Raw genomic sequence first — 16996 nt, 5'->3', positions numbered from 1 at the left:
TATTTATTGAGCATGGTCAGACCTTAGATTTCTCGGACGTAGAGTTCCAACTTGTAAAAATCCGAACTAACTGGACTGCCCTTGGCCATGCTAATGATGCGACCGAAAACGGTTTCACTTTGCAAGTATGCACTATCTCGGTCAGGCACGAACAGCACGGTTTTCTTCATTCCGACATCGCGTAAAAAGGGGAACCAGTTCTGCCAATAACTAGCTTCCTTGATGTAGCCGATTGTGAACTTCCATGATGTTTTAACATCGAAGGGATCAATGGCGTCAAAGCCGCGATACGGCGTGTTCTGACTTGTATCTTCGAAGTTGTGTTCTGCGTTCAGGTCAATGCCATCTTCTTCAATACGCTTGCCAATAATCAATCGGCCAGCTTCCACGAAGCCAGCGGGATTGCCGGTACTGGTGATATCAATTCGGACAAACGTCTCGCTGCGCGTACCACTTAGAGTGAGAAACGTAATGCTACCAAGGCTGTTGGCCGCTCCACTGAAAGCGAAGAAGTTGCCGCTGTCGTAGGTCGGACCTGATGTTGTCGCTGCTGCCGTGGAAGCTGCGCGAATGCGAACGGTATCGGTTGCGCGCAGATTGTTTTTGACGAGTGCGATTGTATCCCATGACCCAGCGCCAAGCTGCACGGTGATCTGCACGGAAGTCAGGTTCGCGGAGCGCCAGACCATCGAAGGATGATCGAGATTGAGATTTGAGGCAGGCGCGTTGCTGGCCGATGTGGATGAGCTAACGGCAAAAATGCGGGGAGAGCATAGAACTGTAGCCATTACCCGTGCAACCTCGCTTCAGTAACGCCGCTGTTGAGCGAGGCAGTGAAACTCAGAACGCGGAACGTGCGGCCATCAGTGGCATAATCCGGTATATTCGGGATATGGCGCGGCACCTCTGCAATGAAGTCATCCAGCGTCATGTAGGTGTCGATCTTCACGGAGAAGATGCGCGCCGCCTTGTTCTGATCGCGGATGAGCGTCGCAAGCTGACTTGCTGTCGTGGGATCGACATTCGCTGGGAACTGCTCGTCACGAGCATTCTTGTCGGTGATGGAGGTGTCCTCTCTGACATCCCATCGATATTCCTTCTTGATGAAGGAAGCTCTGTTTGCATCTATTGCCATGCAGTTACTTATCCCCCTTAGTTATATTGCAGCTTGCCGTTGACGGCGCTGTAATTGGGCTTGCCGTTGATGTAGGTGACAAGACCGCCGATGCCGGTCGCTTTCAACTCCTGTAGGATTTGAGCGAGGTAGTCATTCTGTAGCGTCTGGTTTGCCGTGATCGCGTTCGTTTGGTTGTTGAGCGCTGCCGACATATCCGCGCCGTTGTTTACGCCGCTGAGAGCCGTTTCGACGTTAGTCAGGAAGCCACCCGTTGTGGACTTCAAGTCTGCAATGAGAGCCTGATATTCTTTGGAGTTCATGCCGTAGATGGACTGGCCATTGCCAAGGAGCTTATCAACTAGCGAGGTATAAGCGGTTTGATCGACTTGCTTGCCTGCCAGTGCATCGGCCTGATAGTTCTTGAACTTGTCCATGTCTTCAGTGAACATCACCATTGCAGACTTGCCGCTGGCTTCGCCGTTCAGCTTGTCCAGAATGTCGCGCAGGCCGCTGGTCTGTTCCTTGATGATGTCCTGTAGCTTCAATGTGCGAAGTTGTTCTAGCTGGGCATATTCCTCGCTAGTTGCGCCTGCTTCATTGAATATCTTTGTGAGGTTCTTAAACTCCAAGCCGAGTGCATCCAGCGCAGCGCCGACCGGATCGACGCGGCTCTTCAGTTCCTTGAAGACGTTTTCAAATGTCAAAGCCTTCTGTAGCTGGGCCTCAATGTCGCTGCCTGCCTTGAGCAGTGCATTGGTCGAAGCCTTTACACCGGCGATTGCGCCGTCACTGATCGCGTTAGAGATTGCGGCACGAAGTGCTGCTTCTGCGCCATCCTTACCGAAGTCCTGAACATCGCCGCCCTTGAGCTTGCCGGTCTTGCCCGAACCGCTGACGCGCCACTTGCCCTTATACTGGCCGAGCGAGACGTTATAATTGCCGACATCAGCGCCAAGCTGCGATGCGATATTATCCAGTGTGGACATGATCGTCGTGCCTGCTGCGCTGGCATTGTCCTTATAAGCGTCCTTGTTGCCTGCGGTGGTCATCTGACCATTCACGATGCTGGCCGTTCCCCACTTGGCCTTTTTCAGCAGACCGCCCAATGCGCCGCCGATTAGCGAGCCGGCCAGCGATCCTAACGGGCCACCCAGAGCGCCACCAAGCGCACCGCCGACCGATGAGCCTGTCCCATTCAAGCCGAGCATCGAGCCGACTGCGCCGCCAAGCTGCGCGCCACCAGCAGCGTTGCCGAGGACATTACCCAAACCGGCCATGAAGTCGCCGTTCTTGCCGAACATGCTACCGAAGGACTTTTTGAAGTCCCCGAAGCTGCTGGACATGCTGGATAGCGGCTTGGTGAAAGTGTCCTTGCTAAACAGCTTCTCCCCAAACGAGCCGACGCCCTTCGAGAATGTATCTCCCAAGCCGTTCAGGCTACCATCCAACTTGCGGCCAAAGACATCCATCAGACCGCCGATTGCGCCCAGACCGCCGAAGTTCTTACCCGATGCAGCAGCAGCGATGCCCTGAATGGCAAGGCCAGCCTTATTGATGGCAGCGCCGAACTTACCGCTGAAATGATCGCCTAGCGCTTCGATGCGCTGACCGAACTCGTCACGGAACTGGTTGGCTGTCTCAAGCGCGGCACGGGCCAGGCCGCTGGTGATTTCCTTATAGACCTTTTCGCTGATGGTGCCATTTGCGCGGCCCACTTCTAGCGCGGCACGATCAGTCGCGTTCTGCTTGTCTGCCTGACCCTTACGATATGTGGCGCTATACTGTTCGGCCAGATCGGTTGCGCGATCCAATTGCTGGTTAAGCAGCTTGTTCGCGTCCACACGGGCAAGATCGGTGCGAAGAGCCTTCTCCGCTGCCTGATACGCTGCGCTTTGCAGGTCCAAGCCCTGTGCCTGAGCCTTGTTGCGGAACTCCAGAACGCCGCGCTCTTGCTCAAGCTGGTCCTTCGTCAGACCGGCTACGCGCTTCTTTGTCAGTTCCTCCGAGATCCCGGCATCGTTTACGGCATCGATATGCGCCTGAGCAGCATCGGCCAGGAATTTATTGGTGCGGACAAGCTGGGTCGCAGAGCCGAGACGCTTTGTCTCCGCGTCATTCAAATCACGACCAAGGATTTTCTGTAGCTCTAACTGCTTCTTATAATCCTCTGCCTTGATGCCGAGCAGTTCGACCGTGGCGGCTTCGTTCTTGAGAGTGTCCCAGAACTCCTTTTCCGCTTTGGCGCGCTTCTCAGCTTCGCTTGCGCCGCTATCCTTCTTTTTGTCAGGAGACGGCTTATCTTTGCCCATGGCGGCGTAGTCGCTGTTGCCCTTGCCGGATCGGCCTGCGGCTTCATCAATCCATTTGCGGTTGCCTTTCTGGTCCTGCTGAACGCGCCCTGCGCCATTGAACACGGCACCGGCGACCTTTTGTGTGCGGCTAAACGACAGGTCGACTTTATCGAATTTGGAAAAGTCACCGGTCAGGGCAGCGGCCAACGCTGCGCCGGTCTGCATGAACGTGGCCTTCAATTCTGCCAATGCGACCTTGAAGATATTGGGAAGTTGGCCAGCAACGAACTGCGCTGCGCGTAGGATGCCAACGAGGCTTTCGCCCATGCTCTGACCCGTCGATTGCGTAGCGGGCATGAGCCAGTCGAACGCTGCACCGAACGCACTACGGATGCCACCAGCGACCATGCCGATGATGTCACCGGCAAAGCCCATGACGCTCCCGATGACCTTACCGACCATCGCAACCCACTCACCGACGAACTTAAAGCCGACCGCGACATTATCGAGCGCGCCCTTAAAGCCAGAAGCGCCTTGCTCACCGCCAACCCACATCGAAAGCAGGCCGCCGCCGATATCAACGACGAAGGACAATATGCCGCCGACGACATCCATGATGCCCGATAGGAGTGGCGTGATAGCGTCAAGGCCAGCAGACACCGCGTTCGTGACCTTGCCGACCGTCTTATTCAGGACGCCATCGCCCATGGCCGCGAGTGTGTTGAAAATCTGATCTTCGAACTGCGCGAAGGCACCGGATGCCGTGGCCATCTGACGCGCCATTGCGCCGCCGAACTGCGTATTCCCGATGCCGACGATGTATTTCTGAATTTCGGTGGCGTTCTTAGCGACTGTGGTGGTCACGCCTTGGAAAGTGAACTTGACCTTGTTGCCCTCGGTGCTGGCCTTGATGCCAAATTCCTTAAGGCGTTCAAACTCACCAGTAGTGGCGTCCGCAACAGCCTCCGTGATCTGCGACATATCTTTGCCCATCGCGGACGCGGTATTACCGAAGCTGGTCATGATATCGGTCGAGGTCGCTAGACCCAGAGCGCGCATCTTGATGAAGCTGTTGACGGACTGCTCAGTCGAAAAGGGGGTGTTATTGCCGAAGGCGACCAGTTCACGATATGCAGCGTCAGCGGCTTCCGTGCTTTTCGTCATGGTCAGCAGATTTGCTTTCCAGACTTCTACCTTTGCCGCTGCGTTGACCGCCGCGACAGCGATAGCACCCATGCTGAGTGCGACCGCGCCAACGATGGCAGCGACCGGACCCATGGACAGTAGCTTGGAAACGAGATTGCCGACGACGGGGATGGCGGCAGCAGAGCGACCGCTGATGTCCTCAACGACCTTGCCAACGGCACCACCGGCCTTGGCATTGTCATTCATCGCGCGAGTGAGACGATCTACAGACTTGGCGTGATTATCGTTGGCCGCGCCAGCGACCTTCGATGATTTGCCGACCGAACCGATGGCCTGATTGACGCGACGAGCGCCGCTCTCTGCACCAGCAGCCTCGATATTAATTCTAATGACTGCTTGTGCGTCTGCCACGGGTTCTCCTTCTTATGAGAGGTTCCCGTTATTTAGTTGGTGCTAGGGCTTGGACTTCATTGCCTTCTCGGACTGCTCACGTGCTTTTGCGAGAACATGATTGTCCAATTGTCGGATGATGTAGTGGAAGTCGGAGCGGGCTTTGCCTCGCAAGTTCCAATCGTTGGCCATGCTTCGAATGGCGTTGTATGGAATTGGCAAAAGCGCACCCTGAGTTGCTGGACGATCCGTTGATAGTTCATGGAACGCCCACCAGAACCAAGGCCAGTCGATAGTCGGTTGGTCCGCGAGTGCCTTGATAGCAAATGTGTTCCCAGCAGCGGCCCCTTTCTGGAGTAGCGCAAGATCGTCGCGCATACTCCAGGTCAGAGCCTCTATTAGTTTCCCGCTACTTCATCCTTGTCAGGAGTACCGTAGTTGCGCACATTGATCGCAAATTCGAGCAGTTCAGGAAATACGACCTTACGGATAGCCGGAACGGAAAAATACTGCTTCGCGACTTCCTTACTGTAAGGCACTTCGACGCCACCCTTCTTGACGCCCTTCCAATCGAGCAAGATGGCTTCTAGGAACACTTCAAGCGCAAGATCATCATTCGTAACCTGCTTCAAGCGAACAGCCTTCTCGTTCTTGATCCTGACCTTTTCCTGAGCCTTCTTGATGGCTGGGTTGTCAGTGTCGAACATCAGTAGCTTGAACTCGCCATACTGCTGATCGTGTTCGTCCAATACAGGCGGCGTCCATACGCCCTCGACTGCAACATCAGCATCATAACGAGTTGGGATATCAAAGCCGAAGTTCTCTTCGGTCGTAGTTTCATTCTTTGCCATGTCTTCTCCCTTATAGTTTCTAATAGGCATGGTATTTATGCAGACATGGGAACGGCCCTGAGCCTAAGCCCAGAGCCGCCGAGAGCTACAGAGAGAAGAGAGAAGAAGTAGCTCTCTGAGGTTTATAGCTTGGTGATGACCAGATCGGTGCCAGCAGTTGCGTCGTAACCCGGCTTGAAGGTGATGGTCACGAAAGCCGAACCGTCGCTCATGCTATCAACGGGAATATCGCCGTATGCAGCAGGGGCTTGGAAGCGATAGCCGCTGCCGGTGCCGCCGATGTCGAAGCTGACTGGCTGAGCCAATCCAGTGATCGCGCTGTCGATGGCGAGGCTTTCGCGATATGCCCTGACTGTGATCGTCGTATCACGAAGGCCGTTGACGCCGAATGCGAGGCCGACATTGGAACCGACGACCGGGCGACGGGTGCGGTCCAGCGTGGTTTCAAAATCAATCTGTGCAACAGCGAGTGTCTGGCCTGCAACGCTGATGCTCTGGACTTCCGACGCGATGAACTCAGTCGTGCCGGTGATGGCGGTCACAGCGAGAGCACTATCAGTCGCGCTATTAGTAACGCTCGCGCCGATCAGGTTCCACGAACTGGATACCTCTTCATTGCCGCTGGTAGAAATCGAGAAGCCGGTGACCATGTTGCCAGCAAAGGTCTTATACATATCAGGAGCCAGCTTATGAATGATCGAGAAGCTGCTATCGGTGGTGCCAGCCTTTAGGACGTTCGTTGCGAACGTGCCGGACAGAGCCGATTGAAGCAGAATGTCCATGAAGGCGTGACGCTGGAAACGAATGTCGAGCGAGCCTTCTGGATTGACCATGCCACGACGCGAGCCGTTGCTTGCGCGGTTAGGGCGCTTGGTTGGGCTTGCGATGGTCGTGGCAGCGGCAGTCAGAAGTGCTGCATCCACCCCTAGTGGAAATTCGTAACGGGTTGCAGTTGCAGTTGGCGTAGTGCCAAAAGTCGTCTCAGCAATGATGCTGGACAGAATATCAGATGAGCTAACGAGTGCCATGCGGTCTCCTTGTTGTTAAACTAGCGAGCCGCAAAAACAGGCTCCTGCCTGTATTTATTGCTGTGTCAGGAGCGATTGCTTTCGTAGGCGAAGGAAGCCACAACCATATAGGACTTCTTGTCGTTGCCCTTACGCTGATCGGTAGAAAGAACGCGCAAGCAGGTGTCTGCGCTACGATACTTTCGGAAGTGGGCATGGAAGCATTCAACCAAGTCGGTTGCTGCGCCGGTCCCCATGCCATTGGGAATGAAGACCTGCAAATAGGCAGTGCCGACACTTTTGAACATATGCGGGCCAGTATTGACCTTCTGAACGCTTGCACCGGGATCGATGGTCCAACGGACATACGGCAGAGTAGCGTCAAGTTCTTCGTCTGACTGGTTCTCAACTAGCTTCTGGCTATCAAGGAGAACAACAGTCTCACCATCATCGTTCTTGTAACTTAGTTCGCAAGTCCAGAAACGGGCGTTCAAATCATCTACGTCTAAATATATCATCGGTTCTCCTTAAAGTCGGGTGGCGGCAAGAACCGCGTTATCGATCCAGCCCTTGGGCGCTTGATCGGAATGGCCGTTGACCAATTCCGGTCCGTATGGAGTGGTGTTCTCGACCTTGCCGTTCTCAAAGGGCTTAGTCGGCGTCTCTACAGTCCACTTCCCGCGAAACTCGCCGGTATCCACAGGGGACGCGATGACCACATTGGCGTGAACATCAAGTGTGACTTTTGCAGCCACATCAACGACCTTCTGTTCAACCATCTTGCTGATAGCCGGTGTCTTGTTGATTAAGTCGGAGATATCGATTTTAAGCATTCGTCACCTCTGCAAAATGAATGACAGCGAGCGTGGTTGGCTGGATAGTGGTCACTTTGCCAATTATCCAAGTGCGGTCGCCCATAGTCAGCTTGTCATTGACATCAGGCTTATGAAGCATCGTCGCGACAGTGCGGATCACATCGCGGCCCAAGTTATCATCTAGGACTTCCATGTCATCTACGACCGCGAGTGTATTGACCGGAGCGGCCACAACGGCGGTGCGCCTGCCCGTCTTCTTGTCGAACGTGACTGTCTCACGCGATAAGGTCGCGGGTTCGCCAAATTCTTCAAGGCACTCAGCGGCCAGATCAGCCATGTCCTGATAGAACGACATTAGCGGACCAGCTTTCCGAAGCTGACGGATGGCGCAACAAAAGCGGGTTTCTGTAGTGGAGCAATCAGCTTTGTGACGCCGGGAAAGGGATCAAGCGAAGCAGGTTCGAAATACTCGACTTCCTTCTTCATCCCCCTCATTTCCTTCTTCTCACTCTTTACGGTCGGCTGGGCCGCATCCGTGTCGGGCTTCTGAGATATGCGAAGAGCCAGAAGTGCGACAGCCATAAGGTAGCGTGGTGTTTCCTCTGCGTCCGCAACTAGTGGAGCATAATTGCCTTCCACATAATCGAGGGCTTTGAGCAGAAGCGAATTACGCTTAGGCACCTCTGAAATAGCGGCCCAATCGGTATTGCCGCGTTCCGCATGGTAGGTATCAACCTGATCTAGTGTAACTGGCATTGGGCCTCCCTTTCATTTTGTTATTTAGTCAGCCCAAAAAGATACCGGCTCTGTTTCTAGAGCCGGTATCTGTGAGTGTTGCTGATCAGCCGTTGGTCTTGACGATCACCAGCGGAACGGACTTGCGTTCTGCCGATAGAGTGAACGAACCAGTTGCAGCAATTTCCGCATTAGTAAGCGAGACGCCGTTAGCTGGAACTGCCTTACAGTCGAAGCCCATAGGATGCAGGATTTTTGTCGAACGCGACACGATGGTTTCCTGACCCCAGCCCATGCCCTTTAGTTCGTCACGAACCACGACAGCAGAACCACCGCCGTTGCCATAGCCGAACACAGAATCACCGAACGCATAGTTGGTGTAGACTGGATATGCTGGTAGGGTCGTGTCTTTGCCAACGCGATCAGTGACGATCACATTGTACTTGTTCAGATAACGGTAGATATCGACCGAAGTCTGAGAAAGCGGAACGAATGCGTTTGGTTCAAGCATCTGGAGGTTTGTGTAAACGTCGGAGTGGATGACCCATGTCCTGATGTTATCGCCGAAGTCTCCTAGAGCGTTCTTCGAGGAAAGCATGGTCTTCGGGTTCAGCTTGTTAGTATCGTCGATGGTGCCAGTGGAGCGGCTTGCCGATTTAACAAACTGGCCTGCGCCTACGGTTTCAATGCTCTTCAACATAGCGAGAAGCATAAGTTCTTCATCGTCCACCCACAGGCGAGCCAACTGGCCTGCTGCGTACTCTAGTGGGTCTGCGCCGATTGCGTCCTGAACGATGTCAGCAGCGGCGTATGCGAGAACACGGTGAAAGCGGCGAGCAATCAGGTTCTTAGCAGTTACTTTACGAGCGACAATCTCATTGTCGCTATCGTCACCTGACGATGCTTCTGCACCAAGATACAGGGGAGCCCAGCTACGAACAGTAGTTTCAAAGCCTTCACCGACTGCGCGGCTATCCCAATAAGGACTGCTAGAAACGATACCGGATTGACGGAACTTAGAAAGATCGGTTGCTGCTTCGGCAACCAGAGCGGCGAACACTTTTGGTTGCGCCTTAATTGTATCAGTTAGCTGTGTATAAGCCATGGAGTATTCTCCTTATGGGTTGTCGATTTCAACCGACACACGCTAAGGAGATGCCGGACTAACAAGCCCGACCCGAAGGACGCTTTGGCTTGCTGTCCTCTATTTATTATGAGAGCCAGTGTGGGTGTTCACACTGGCTCTATGTCGTCGTTATCCGTCGATGCTGTTTGCTAGTGTGCGCTTTCCCGCTGCTAGAGCCATTGCCCTTGCGGATGCCGGGTCTTGCGAGGCGTATTCCATGAACTTGGTGTTGTCCCAATTGGACGCATTCATCGGAAACGCCTTACTGCCATCGCTGCCGGTAGCACCAGAGCCACTGTTGTCAGCAACACGTCGAAAGTGTCCTCCGATTTCACTACCCAGATAGTTGCCTACGAACTCGCCTAGCGGAACTCCATCTGCGGTCGCGTTGCCATTCTCATACTGAACACGGCTTTTTGCCCAAGCGATAAACTGCTCTGCAAGTTCAGGGCGTCCAGTCTCATTGTATGCGCGGGTAAGTTCGTTATCGACGCGAATAGTCTTTAGATCGCCGTCGGCTGCTTCCAGCTTCGCTTGCAGCTTTTGCAATTCTTTGGTGTGAAGCGCTTTCAGAGCTTCAATGTCGCCGCTGCGTTCTGCTGCTTGCGTCTGTGCTTCATCGGCTGCATCTTGGGCTTCCTGAGCCTTGATTTTGGCCTTCTGCTTTTCAGCTAGAAGTTCCTTGTTCTTTGCTCTCAGCTTTTCAATCTCAGATTGAAGATCTGCACCGTCATTGGTGATGATGGTTTCGCTGCCTGCATCGGCAGTCTTATTTTCTGTAGTCATTTTGATCCTTCCCGCCACTGGCGTTCTCGGTTACTTCCACTTGGAAGCATTCGTATTTAGTGGGGACCAGATGGGGGCAGATGCAGCAGCATGGGCACAAGCGTACCTAAGCGCAGCGGCGATAGTGTTTTCCACGGCTATCGCGGTGTTCGTGCCGTGGAATGAGAGGCGACTAAACCGTCGGCGGGAAGAGGCCGCGCGACTGGGCATCGAGTGCCGCCGGTCTGATACGGGTGGTCTGGAGGTGGTTATTGCTTACACTCCGGAATTCCAGAATTATGCCGTAGGTGTGAGCATGTGGCTCAAATCGCCCACCGACGCCCGCATCTACAAGGGCCTGTTTGCGGGTGGTGAACACGGAGCAAATGAATGTCGGCCAGATGGACTAGGTGAGAGCGTCCGGTACAACGCTGTATCGCTGCGCGAGTATGACAACAGCGGGATATATCGCGGCTGCATGTTCATCGAATACCCAGATGAACGCAAAGGACCACTTCGCGCAGACGTTGAGCTTTCCGTGCTGATCCACGGGAATTATCTGATCCACAAACGCACATTGCACCTGACCGCGATTGACGATCAGCATTACGGGCGAGGTGGCCCGGTCGCAGTCATCAAAAGCTCAAGGCCGTTCGGTTAGGAATAAGCCATGGCTGTTAAACTCTACATGCCCCTACCGTTTGATCGCTTCAAAGAAGAAGGCGACTTAGTTGGCCGTATGGTTATCGAGTATGGCGAATTGGAGTGGATGCTTTGTCTGCTGGTGAGTCATGCCATTGAGGATTTGGATATTGCAGTAAAGACGCTCTATCGGCTCAGAGGAGAGACAGCACGGATCGACATTGCAGATGGCATGATCCGCAATCGGATTGATGATAAGGTCAAGCAGAGGTATGAGGATACGCTTGGTCACATGCGGTTCTGCCTCAAAATCCGCAATCAGTATGCTCATACCAACTGGCTTCACGCGGGGTCAGATAAGCTTTGCTACATCGACATTGAGGAACTAGCTTCGCGGAATGACCCTGTAGAAATGGACCAAATGTCCCTCTATCACTTGGACATGATCACAGTGAAGGATCAGGCTCGGTTCTTTGTCGAAGTGATGCAGAATATGGCATATCTGAACATGGAGGTTCAGTATGTCATGGGTGCTTCCACCATGACCGGCTTTCACTATGTGCCCAATATCATACGCCCGAAGCTCGCAAAAAAGCTAGACGGTTTAGCCTAAAATGTCTGAGTATCGCTTTTGCAACTCGTCGAGCGTGTAGAGCGAGCCGTCGCCCCGGACGAACTGGTCTAGGTCCAGCTTACCTGAGCGGAATAACTCTGCGCGAGTTGGCCCAAGCATCTTATCCTGCATGTCAGTGCCTTTACGTTTCAGCCATTCCGCAAATCGTGGAGCATCAGCAACCTGACCGTCCATGCTGGCGCGGGCCGACTTAGGCAGTTCGTCAATGTCTAGGCCAAGTTCGCGAAAGCTCTTCGTCACAGCAACGCTGATAGAACGACATCGGATATGACGCGGCGGTATCGGACCTTCACCAATGGGGAATGTCTTTCCATCTAGGCTCCCGCAGCCTATCGTGGTCCGCGTATCAAGTGTCGCGAGGAACTGCCACGCTTTGACGACATCGCTATTCGCCTTCCACGTTTCCTGAGCCGCTACATTGCTGACATGATTGACGGAGGTGCGGACAATCGACTGCGCGGATCGACGGCTAATATCCAAAACGCCATCGGTATATCGAGCGGCCTTCGTGCCTTTGATGCGGCGAACGATCGCGTCCGTGCCTTCGCCCTGAACCATCCCCAGCCTGATTGCGCTGCTGATACGATCAATGCGGCCTTGCTCCATGCCGGTGGTCCAGCTTTTGAGTAGCCGGCCCTCCATGGGCGTTTCTTCAACAATCGCTTTCAACCGCGCTGGACCGGGCAGTTTAGTGCCGATGTCCACTACGAGTGCTGTATCAAGCGCAGCCTTCTGGAACCCGGCTTCCGCCGTCGCGAAGCTGTTTAGCTCGTCGGCCAGGCTGTCATGCAGCTCGTCATAAATGGCGCTGTTGAGGACGCGGATTTCATCGAGCAGCGCAAGCAGGCGCTTCGTGGAATTCGGGCCTAGATCGTAGCCGCGTTCGTCAATGAGGGCGATCCGCTGCGCGGTCTTGGCGACAATCTCGTCGTCAGCGCTGTTGAGCAATTTGACGATGCGATCCGAAAGGCCAGCGCCATAGCGGCTGATCGCTATGGCGTGCTGAACCGCACGGTCTTGTAGGTCTTCGTTGACGCTGGGCATTAGAGCAGCCCAGCAGTTGGCCTATCAGCGGCCTCGACCTTCGTGGCTTCGATTTCCGCCTGAACGTCCAGTGCCGGTGACAGCACCTCGCCATCACGCAAGCAAAACAGCAATTGCTCATGTGTGATAGCACCAGCCTGCCACAGTCCCTGAATTGCGGCGATGGCCTGCGGCGTGAGGCTTTGAGGCACAAAGTCCTGATTAACAGCAAAGGCCAGATCGGCTTCGGCTGCTGGATCAGCCCAGCGGGCAAATAGCTTCAAGGCACGTTCGACCTTGCCCGAAATGGTGCGCGCAAAGCTGGCGAGGATCGCCATTTCCGCCGCACGGTAGATCATTTGTGTTTCGGGTGCCTCAGGCGCAGGCTTGTCCGGTGCGACAATGGAATGACCGGCAATGCGGAGTTCGTCTTTAATTTCCTTCACGCTGTTTTCGAGCGTGGCAGCGCCTTGGCCCTTGAATTCCAGATATTCGGCTATCGTGTCCTTACTTTCGAATAGCCACAAGCTACCGGGTGCGACCGGGAATTCTGGGAATTGCAGATTGCCTTCGTCATCGAGGACGTAATTGCCGTCCTTGTCCTTCTTCGGTGCGATGCCACGAATAGTGGGGATCGGCGCGCTCAGGGTGTAATGGACGTTGGAAAGCAAGCCCTGCTGGATATAAAGCTGTAGATTGAGATCTACGACATGCTGCAACAGCGACGGTTGCGGCGACAGCTTGTCCGATGTGCTGACCAGCACGAACGGAATTTCGCCCAGAGCTTTGCCGTTGACCAGCGGCGTGTAGATCGGACCGGCGACGATCTGGTCGTTTTCTCTGTGCCATAGACGAACCTGATAAACGCCGCTGTTGACCATCAGTTCGCGAACGGTGTTGCCATCATCTTCAAGGAGCCTCACGCGAACAAGCTGGCGCTTGCCGCCGACGAGGCCGGGGCGCAGTTCAAGAATGCTCTCGCCAGTATAGCCCGCAACGTAGGGGCGATAGCCTTGTTCTATAGCGTTTGCGGCGCTCAGGCCAGTAAAGCCGTCCTTGCTTGGGTGATCGACCAGCAAGCCAGTGAAATTGGTAATCAGTGTCTCGCGGATAACCCATTCGGTAAGTTCTTCCGATGTGAGGTAGTCCGGGGTGAGCAACTGACAGAGCGTCGTGATGATCGCGCTGGATGTGTTTAGCTGGTCTGGCTTGCGCTTGATTAAGCCGACCCAGCCTTGCAGCGTTTTCGTTGCCGCAGGGAAAAAGCGAGTGCGGAACAAGTGGGACTTGTAAGTCTCATATTCGTCGGCTGGGTTCGCTGCTGGAAGGTAGGTTTTCTCTTTCGCCTTCACGGCATCTTCGCCGTCTGCGAAGTCTCGGTTACGGTCAAAACGAGGGTGGCATTTCGCAATCTCTTGGGTCGCTGAAAAAATGTCTTCGATAGGCACTGTGATCCTCTGCCAATGGCATTAAGGGGTGCGTCACTGACGCGACAAAACAGCAGCGCACGGCACTGCTCGCCTATTTATTCGAGGTGATTAGCGGAGACGCCTGTAGCGGGATGCAGCACCACCACTTGGATCGGGCTTTGCTTCCTGATGCAGATCGAGAAGTTCGATTATGCCCCAGACAACTGCGTCCATGCGGTCAGGAGATTTCTTACGGCTTGCCGGGCTACCCCAATCGCACATTTGCGCTTCAAGTTCTCTGAATGTCCCAACGTGATGGACTTTGCCCTGTTCATACATACCTGCAACAGGCTCTGCGCGGGCAGTCTTGTCGCCAGTCCTTGTATTGGCATTTACGAACTTCAACGGTAGATGAGGGCTATGCTGAATGATGGTTGATTCTAACCAACGTCCACCGGCATTATCTTCCATCACAACGCGACTTGCGCCCCATTCCTTGTAAGCCTTTGCGATGATGTCGCAGACTTCGATAGGCGAGCCATGACAGCTATAGTCGGCTAGTACATAGGCGTGAGCATCTTTCCCATAACCGGCTTTACCCTGAACCGTGATACCATGAAGATCGTTCTTCACATTACCCTTTGTAGCAGGGTCACTACAAACGGTGATGCGGTTTAGTTCGATCCCTTGTTCGGCTAACATCGCGAGAACCAACGCAGGCCTATTGACCGTTTCAGGTCGCGGAATACGATAATCGACAAATAGCTTCTCAATGAAGAGAGCATTCGTGTTCTCGTCGGACCATTCACCCTCAAGGTAACGACGACGAGCGCCAGCGCCCATTGTCTCCATGCCTTCCACGTAATCAGGAGACAGGTTGTCGATGTTGGATTCGGTTCGTAGCTTCTGAGATACCCACTGATGCTCACGCGGCATTGCGTCGCCATCTTCGGGGTTCACATGAAGAATGAAGGCTTTGTATTCCCAGTCGCTGTAGAAGCGCGGGTTACAATCGAAGAACATCTTGTTCTTGAGAAGAGCGCCATCTTCCGTGGTTGACCTCATACGAAGTCGAGACATTAGTGTTGAAACCTGAGCGTAACCTAGTCCGTCCTCATTACACTCGTTGAGCCAGACCGTATTGAACTCGTCACCAAGCACCTTTGAAGTTCGGTTCTCATCCAATCCGTTGAAGTAGATTTCACTGCCATTGGGCAGAGTGACCATCAGCTTAGAGTGATGAAAGCCGCCCTTGGCTTCGATCTGTTCGCGAAGGCCGGGAAAGCCAGCATCTAGGACTTCGTAGAGCGTCTTATTGAAAAGCGTCTGCTCACAGGAATTGCGGGTTAGTCGGAAGATCGCATGACGAGTGTTCCTCGCACGAATGGCGCGCAGCAACACAATGAACAAAATAAGCCAGCTTTTGCCTGAACCAGCGCCACCATAGAAGAGGTGGAACTTATTGCCGTCAGTAGTCGCGAGTTTGTATGCGGACCATTGGTCCTCATTGAAACCATCGAAGTTGGGACGGATGCCCTTAGTTTGTTTTGCCTCTCCTGCCATCTGCTATTTAGAGGCAGACAACAAAGTCCTTGGTGATTGACCACATCCTGATACAATCGCTGACCACTCCGGGGGCCAATATGATTTTCGCACTCTTATTGCTGGCTACCACGCCATCTAATTTCGACACCGCTAAAGCGTCATCTACTATCTTGGGCTTGCAAGCTCAGTTGTCGGCTCGGTTGAAAGGACCAGACGCTCACACAGTTGAGACTAAGGAGTTCGCCAATAAGCTGACCAAGATGAGTTTTCTGGGTTGGTCATTGTGTGTGACGAAGAAGTCGGAAGAGTTTGCAACTCTCAATGAACCGTTGGGCGATTTAGCCGATGCCGCAATGGGTGCTTGCAGCGATTTTGAGTACAAGATGCTTGCCTCAGTCCAGTTAGCGGGTGAAGCCGATGAATTGAACATATCAGTTGAGCAGGCGAAGGAATTTCTTGAAAGTCACAAGAAGGCGTTACGACAGGAGGCTTTGGGAAAAGTCGCATCTACAAAGTCGGGTAGCAAATAGGTGCTTTTGGAAGGTGGAGAAAAAATCTGAGAACGCCGAGTGGTGTTTTTGGAAGGTAGAAAATAGTCCGCTAGCCCCACACCCGGTCCAAGCGCCCGAGAGGGGTATATAGTGCCCCTCCAATTCCTCCTGTCACTGATGCCCGTAGAGCGTCGCTCGCACACCACGCCGACCGCTTAGCTGTCACGCTGCCCCTTCGCCTTGTAGGGGCTTACAGGGCGCCTACGGGGATCGCTATTCAACTGCGCTGTCACATTCGGGTAATCCTCTGCGTTACGTCACATCAACTGCGCTAGACTGTCACTTATAGGTTGCTCTCCCGGTCATGTGACAACATGCTTTGCGGGTCTAGAGGCAAAGGTGACACGATGTTAGTTGGATACGCGAGAGTTAGCACGGAAGACCAAGACCTGACCATTCAAGTCGATGGACTGGCTGCTGCTGGGTGCGAGAAGGTGTTCAGTGAGAAGCGTTCAGGCACTTCGACTGACCGTCAGGCATTACAGGCTTGCTTGGAGTTCGTGCGCGATGGCGATGTGCTGCTCGTCACTCGGCTTGACCGCTTCGCGAGGTCGATGGCCGACCTACATTCGATGCTCTCCACTCTTAGTGAGCGAGGCGTTGGCTTCCGTTGCGTCGATCAGGCCGGTGTAGATACCACGACCACGCACGGAAAGCTGCTGCTAGGCATCCTCGGCAGTGTAGCTGAGTTCGAGACGAGATTGCGCGCAGAGCGTCAACGAGAGGGTATCGATCGGGCTAAGGCCAATGGCGTATATAAGGGCAAGCGGGCTACGATAGATGCTCAGAGGGTGCGTGAGATGCTGGCTGATGGCGCGAACCTGCGCGGCGACTGACAGGATGCGAGCGTAGCGACAATCAAGATGAGAATCGGTTGTTGGGGTGTCGGTGAAGGGCGGAGGGCGTAGCCCGAAGCCCGTAGCCGAGACCCCAACAACCGATGGCCCTT

The 16996-nt window shown here is 54.0% G+C and carries 19 protein-coding genes; 4 read left to right on the top strand and 15 right to left on the bottom strand.

Going from position 1 to position 16996, the window contains the following annotated elements:
- Positions 1 to 23: 23 nt before the first annotated feature.
- From KRZ98_RS18305 to KRZ98_RS18250, 12 genes are all read right to left on the bottom strand, one after another.
- The gene (locus KRZ98_RS18305) at positions 24 to 788 is read right to left on the bottom strand and encodes a hypothetical protein (protein ID WP_217674870.1); all 765 of its coding nucleotides are present in this window, start codon (positions 786 to 788) and stop codon (positions 24 to 26) included.
- On the bottom strand, positions 788 to 1135 hold the full coding sequence (locus KRZ98_RS18300; protein ID WP_217674869.1) for a hypothetical protein: 348 nt from the start codon (positions 1133 to 1135) through the stop codon (positions 788 to 790). The genes KRZ98_RS18305 and KRZ98_RS18300 overlap by 1 nt, the downstream gene beginning before the upstream one ends.
- Positions 1136 to 1152: 17 nt before the next feature.
- Positions 1153 to 4965: a hypothetical protein gene (locus KRZ98_RS18295; protein WP_217674868.1), complete on the bottom strand. Its 3813-nt coding sequence runs from the start codon at positions 4963 to 4965 to the stop codon at positions 1153 to 1155.
- A gap of 42 nt (positions 4966 to 5007) precedes the next feature.
- Positions 5008 to 5322 (bottom strand): hypothetical protein, encoded by a 315-nt coding sequence (locus tag KRZ98_RS18290; RefSeq protein WP_217674867.1) that lies wholly within the window; start codon positions 5320 to 5322, stop codon positions 5008 to 5010.
- 20 nt (positions 5323 to 5342) lie between these two features.
- A complete protein-coding gene (locus tag KRZ98_RS18285) occupies positions 5343 to 5795 on the bottom strand; it encodes a hypothetical protein (RefSeq protein WP_217674866.1) in 453 nt (150 codons plus the stop codon).
- Positions 5796 to 5917: 122 nt separating this feature from the next.
- Complete coding sequence (locus tag KRZ98_RS18280) at positions 5918 to 6823, bottom strand: phage tail tube protein (RefSeq protein WP_217674865.1); 906 nt, start codon at positions 6821 to 6823, stop codon at positions 5918 to 5920.
- Positions 6824 to 6888: 65 nt separating this feature from the next.
- Positions 6889 to 7320: a hypothetical protein gene (locus tag KRZ98_RS18275; RefSeq protein ID WP_217674864.1), complete on the bottom strand. Its 432-nt coding sequence runs from the start codon at positions 7318 to 7320 to the stop codon at positions 6889 to 6891.
- A gap of 9 nt (positions 7321 to 7329) precedes the next feature.
- On the bottom strand, positions 7330 to 7635 hold the full coding sequence (locus tag KRZ98_RS18270; RefSeq protein WP_217674863.1) for a hypothetical protein: 306 nt from the start codon (positions 7633 to 7635) through the stop codon (positions 7330 to 7332).
- Complete coding sequence (locus tag KRZ98_RS18265) at positions 7628 to 7954, bottom strand: hypothetical protein (protein ID WP_217674862.1); 327 nt, start codon at positions 7952 to 7954, stop codon at positions 7628 to 7630. Before KRZ98_RS18265 ends, KRZ98_RS18270 begins: the two co-directional genes overlap by 8 nt.
- A 17-nt stretch (positions 7955 to 7971) precedes the next feature.
- Entirely contained in the window at positions 7972 to 8373 is a 402-nt protein-coding gene (locus KRZ98_RS18260; protein WP_217674861.1) for a hypothetical protein, read from the bottom strand.
- An 85-nt stretch (positions 8374 to 8458) separates the two neighbouring features.
- The gene (locus tag KRZ98_RS18255) at positions 8459 to 9457 is read right to left on the bottom strand and encodes a hypothetical protein (RefSeq protein ID WP_217674860.1); all 999 of its coding nucleotides are present in this window, start codon (positions 9455 to 9457) and stop codon (positions 8459 to 8461) included.
- A gap of 150 nt (positions 9458 to 9607) precedes the next feature.
- Complete coding sequence (locus tag KRZ98_RS18250; protein ID WP_217674859.1) at positions 9608 to 10264, bottom strand: hypothetical protein; 657 nt, start codon at positions 10262 to 10264, stop codon at positions 9608 to 9610.
- Between the two features lies 1 nt (position 10265).
- Between KRZ98_RS18250 and KRZ98_RS18245 the strand changes: the two genes are divergently transcribed.
- Together KRZ98_RS18245 and KRZ98_RS18240 are read left to right on the top strand one after the other, a co-directional pair.
- Positions 10266 to 10904, top strand: coding sequence for a hypothetical protein (locus KRZ98_RS18245; protein WP_217674858.1), 639 nt, complete (start codon positions 10266 to 10268; stop codon positions 10902 to 10904).
- Between the two features lie 9 nt (positions 10905 to 10913).
- A complete protein-coding gene (locus KRZ98_RS18240) occupies positions 10914 to 11498 on the top strand; it encodes a hypothetical protein (RefSeq protein ID WP_217674857.1) in 585 nt (194 codons plus the stop codon).
- On the opposite strand, the gene KRZ98_RS18235 is transcribed toward KRZ98_RS18240, so the two are convergent.
- From KRZ98_RS18235 to KRZ98_RS18225, 3 genes are all read right to left on the bottom strand, one after another.
- Positions 11490 to 12563: a minor capsid protein gene (locus KRZ98_RS18235; RefSeq protein ID WP_217674856.1), complete on the bottom strand. Its 1074-nt coding sequence runs from the start codon at positions 12561 to 12563 to the stop codon at positions 11490 to 11492. The genes KRZ98_RS18240 and KRZ98_RS18235 overlap by 9 nt on opposite strands.
- A complete protein-coding gene (locus KRZ98_RS24665; protein ID WP_217674855.1) occupies positions 12563 to 13990 on the bottom strand; it encodes a DUF4055 domain-containing protein in 1428 nt (475 codons plus the stop codon). The genes KRZ98_RS18235 and KRZ98_RS24665 overlap by 1 nt, the downstream gene beginning before the upstream one ends.
- A gap of 90 nt (positions 13991 to 14080) precedes the next feature.
- A complete protein-coding gene (locus KRZ98_RS18225) occupies positions 14081 to 15514 on the bottom strand; it encodes a phage terminase large subunit (RefSeq protein ID WP_217674854.1) in 1434 nt (477 codons plus the stop codon).
- Positions 15515 to 15594: 80 nt separating this feature from the next.
- On the opposite strand from KRZ98_RS18225, the gene KRZ98_RS18220 reads away from it, so the two are divergent.
- Positions 15595 to 16026 (top strand): hypothetical protein, encoded by a 432-nt coding sequence (locus KRZ98_RS18220; RefSeq protein WP_217674853.1) that lies wholly within the window; start codon positions 15595 to 15597, stop codon positions 16024 to 16026.
- A 368-nt stretch (positions 16027 to 16394) separates the two neighbouring features.
- On the top strand, positions 16395 to 16883 hold the full coding sequence (locus KRZ98_RS18215; RefSeq protein WP_217674852.1) for a recombinase family protein: 489 nt from the start codon (positions 16395 to 16397) through the stop codon (positions 16881 to 16883).
- Positions 16884 to 16996 lie beyond the last annotated feature (113 nt).

This window comes from Sphingobium sp. AS12 (genome assembly GCF_019097845.1).
Lineage (GTDB): Bacteria > Pseudomonadota > Alphaproteobacteria > Sphingomonadales > Sphingomonadaceae > Sphingobium.
This window is presented reverse-complemented; position numbering and strand designations above follow the sequence as displayed.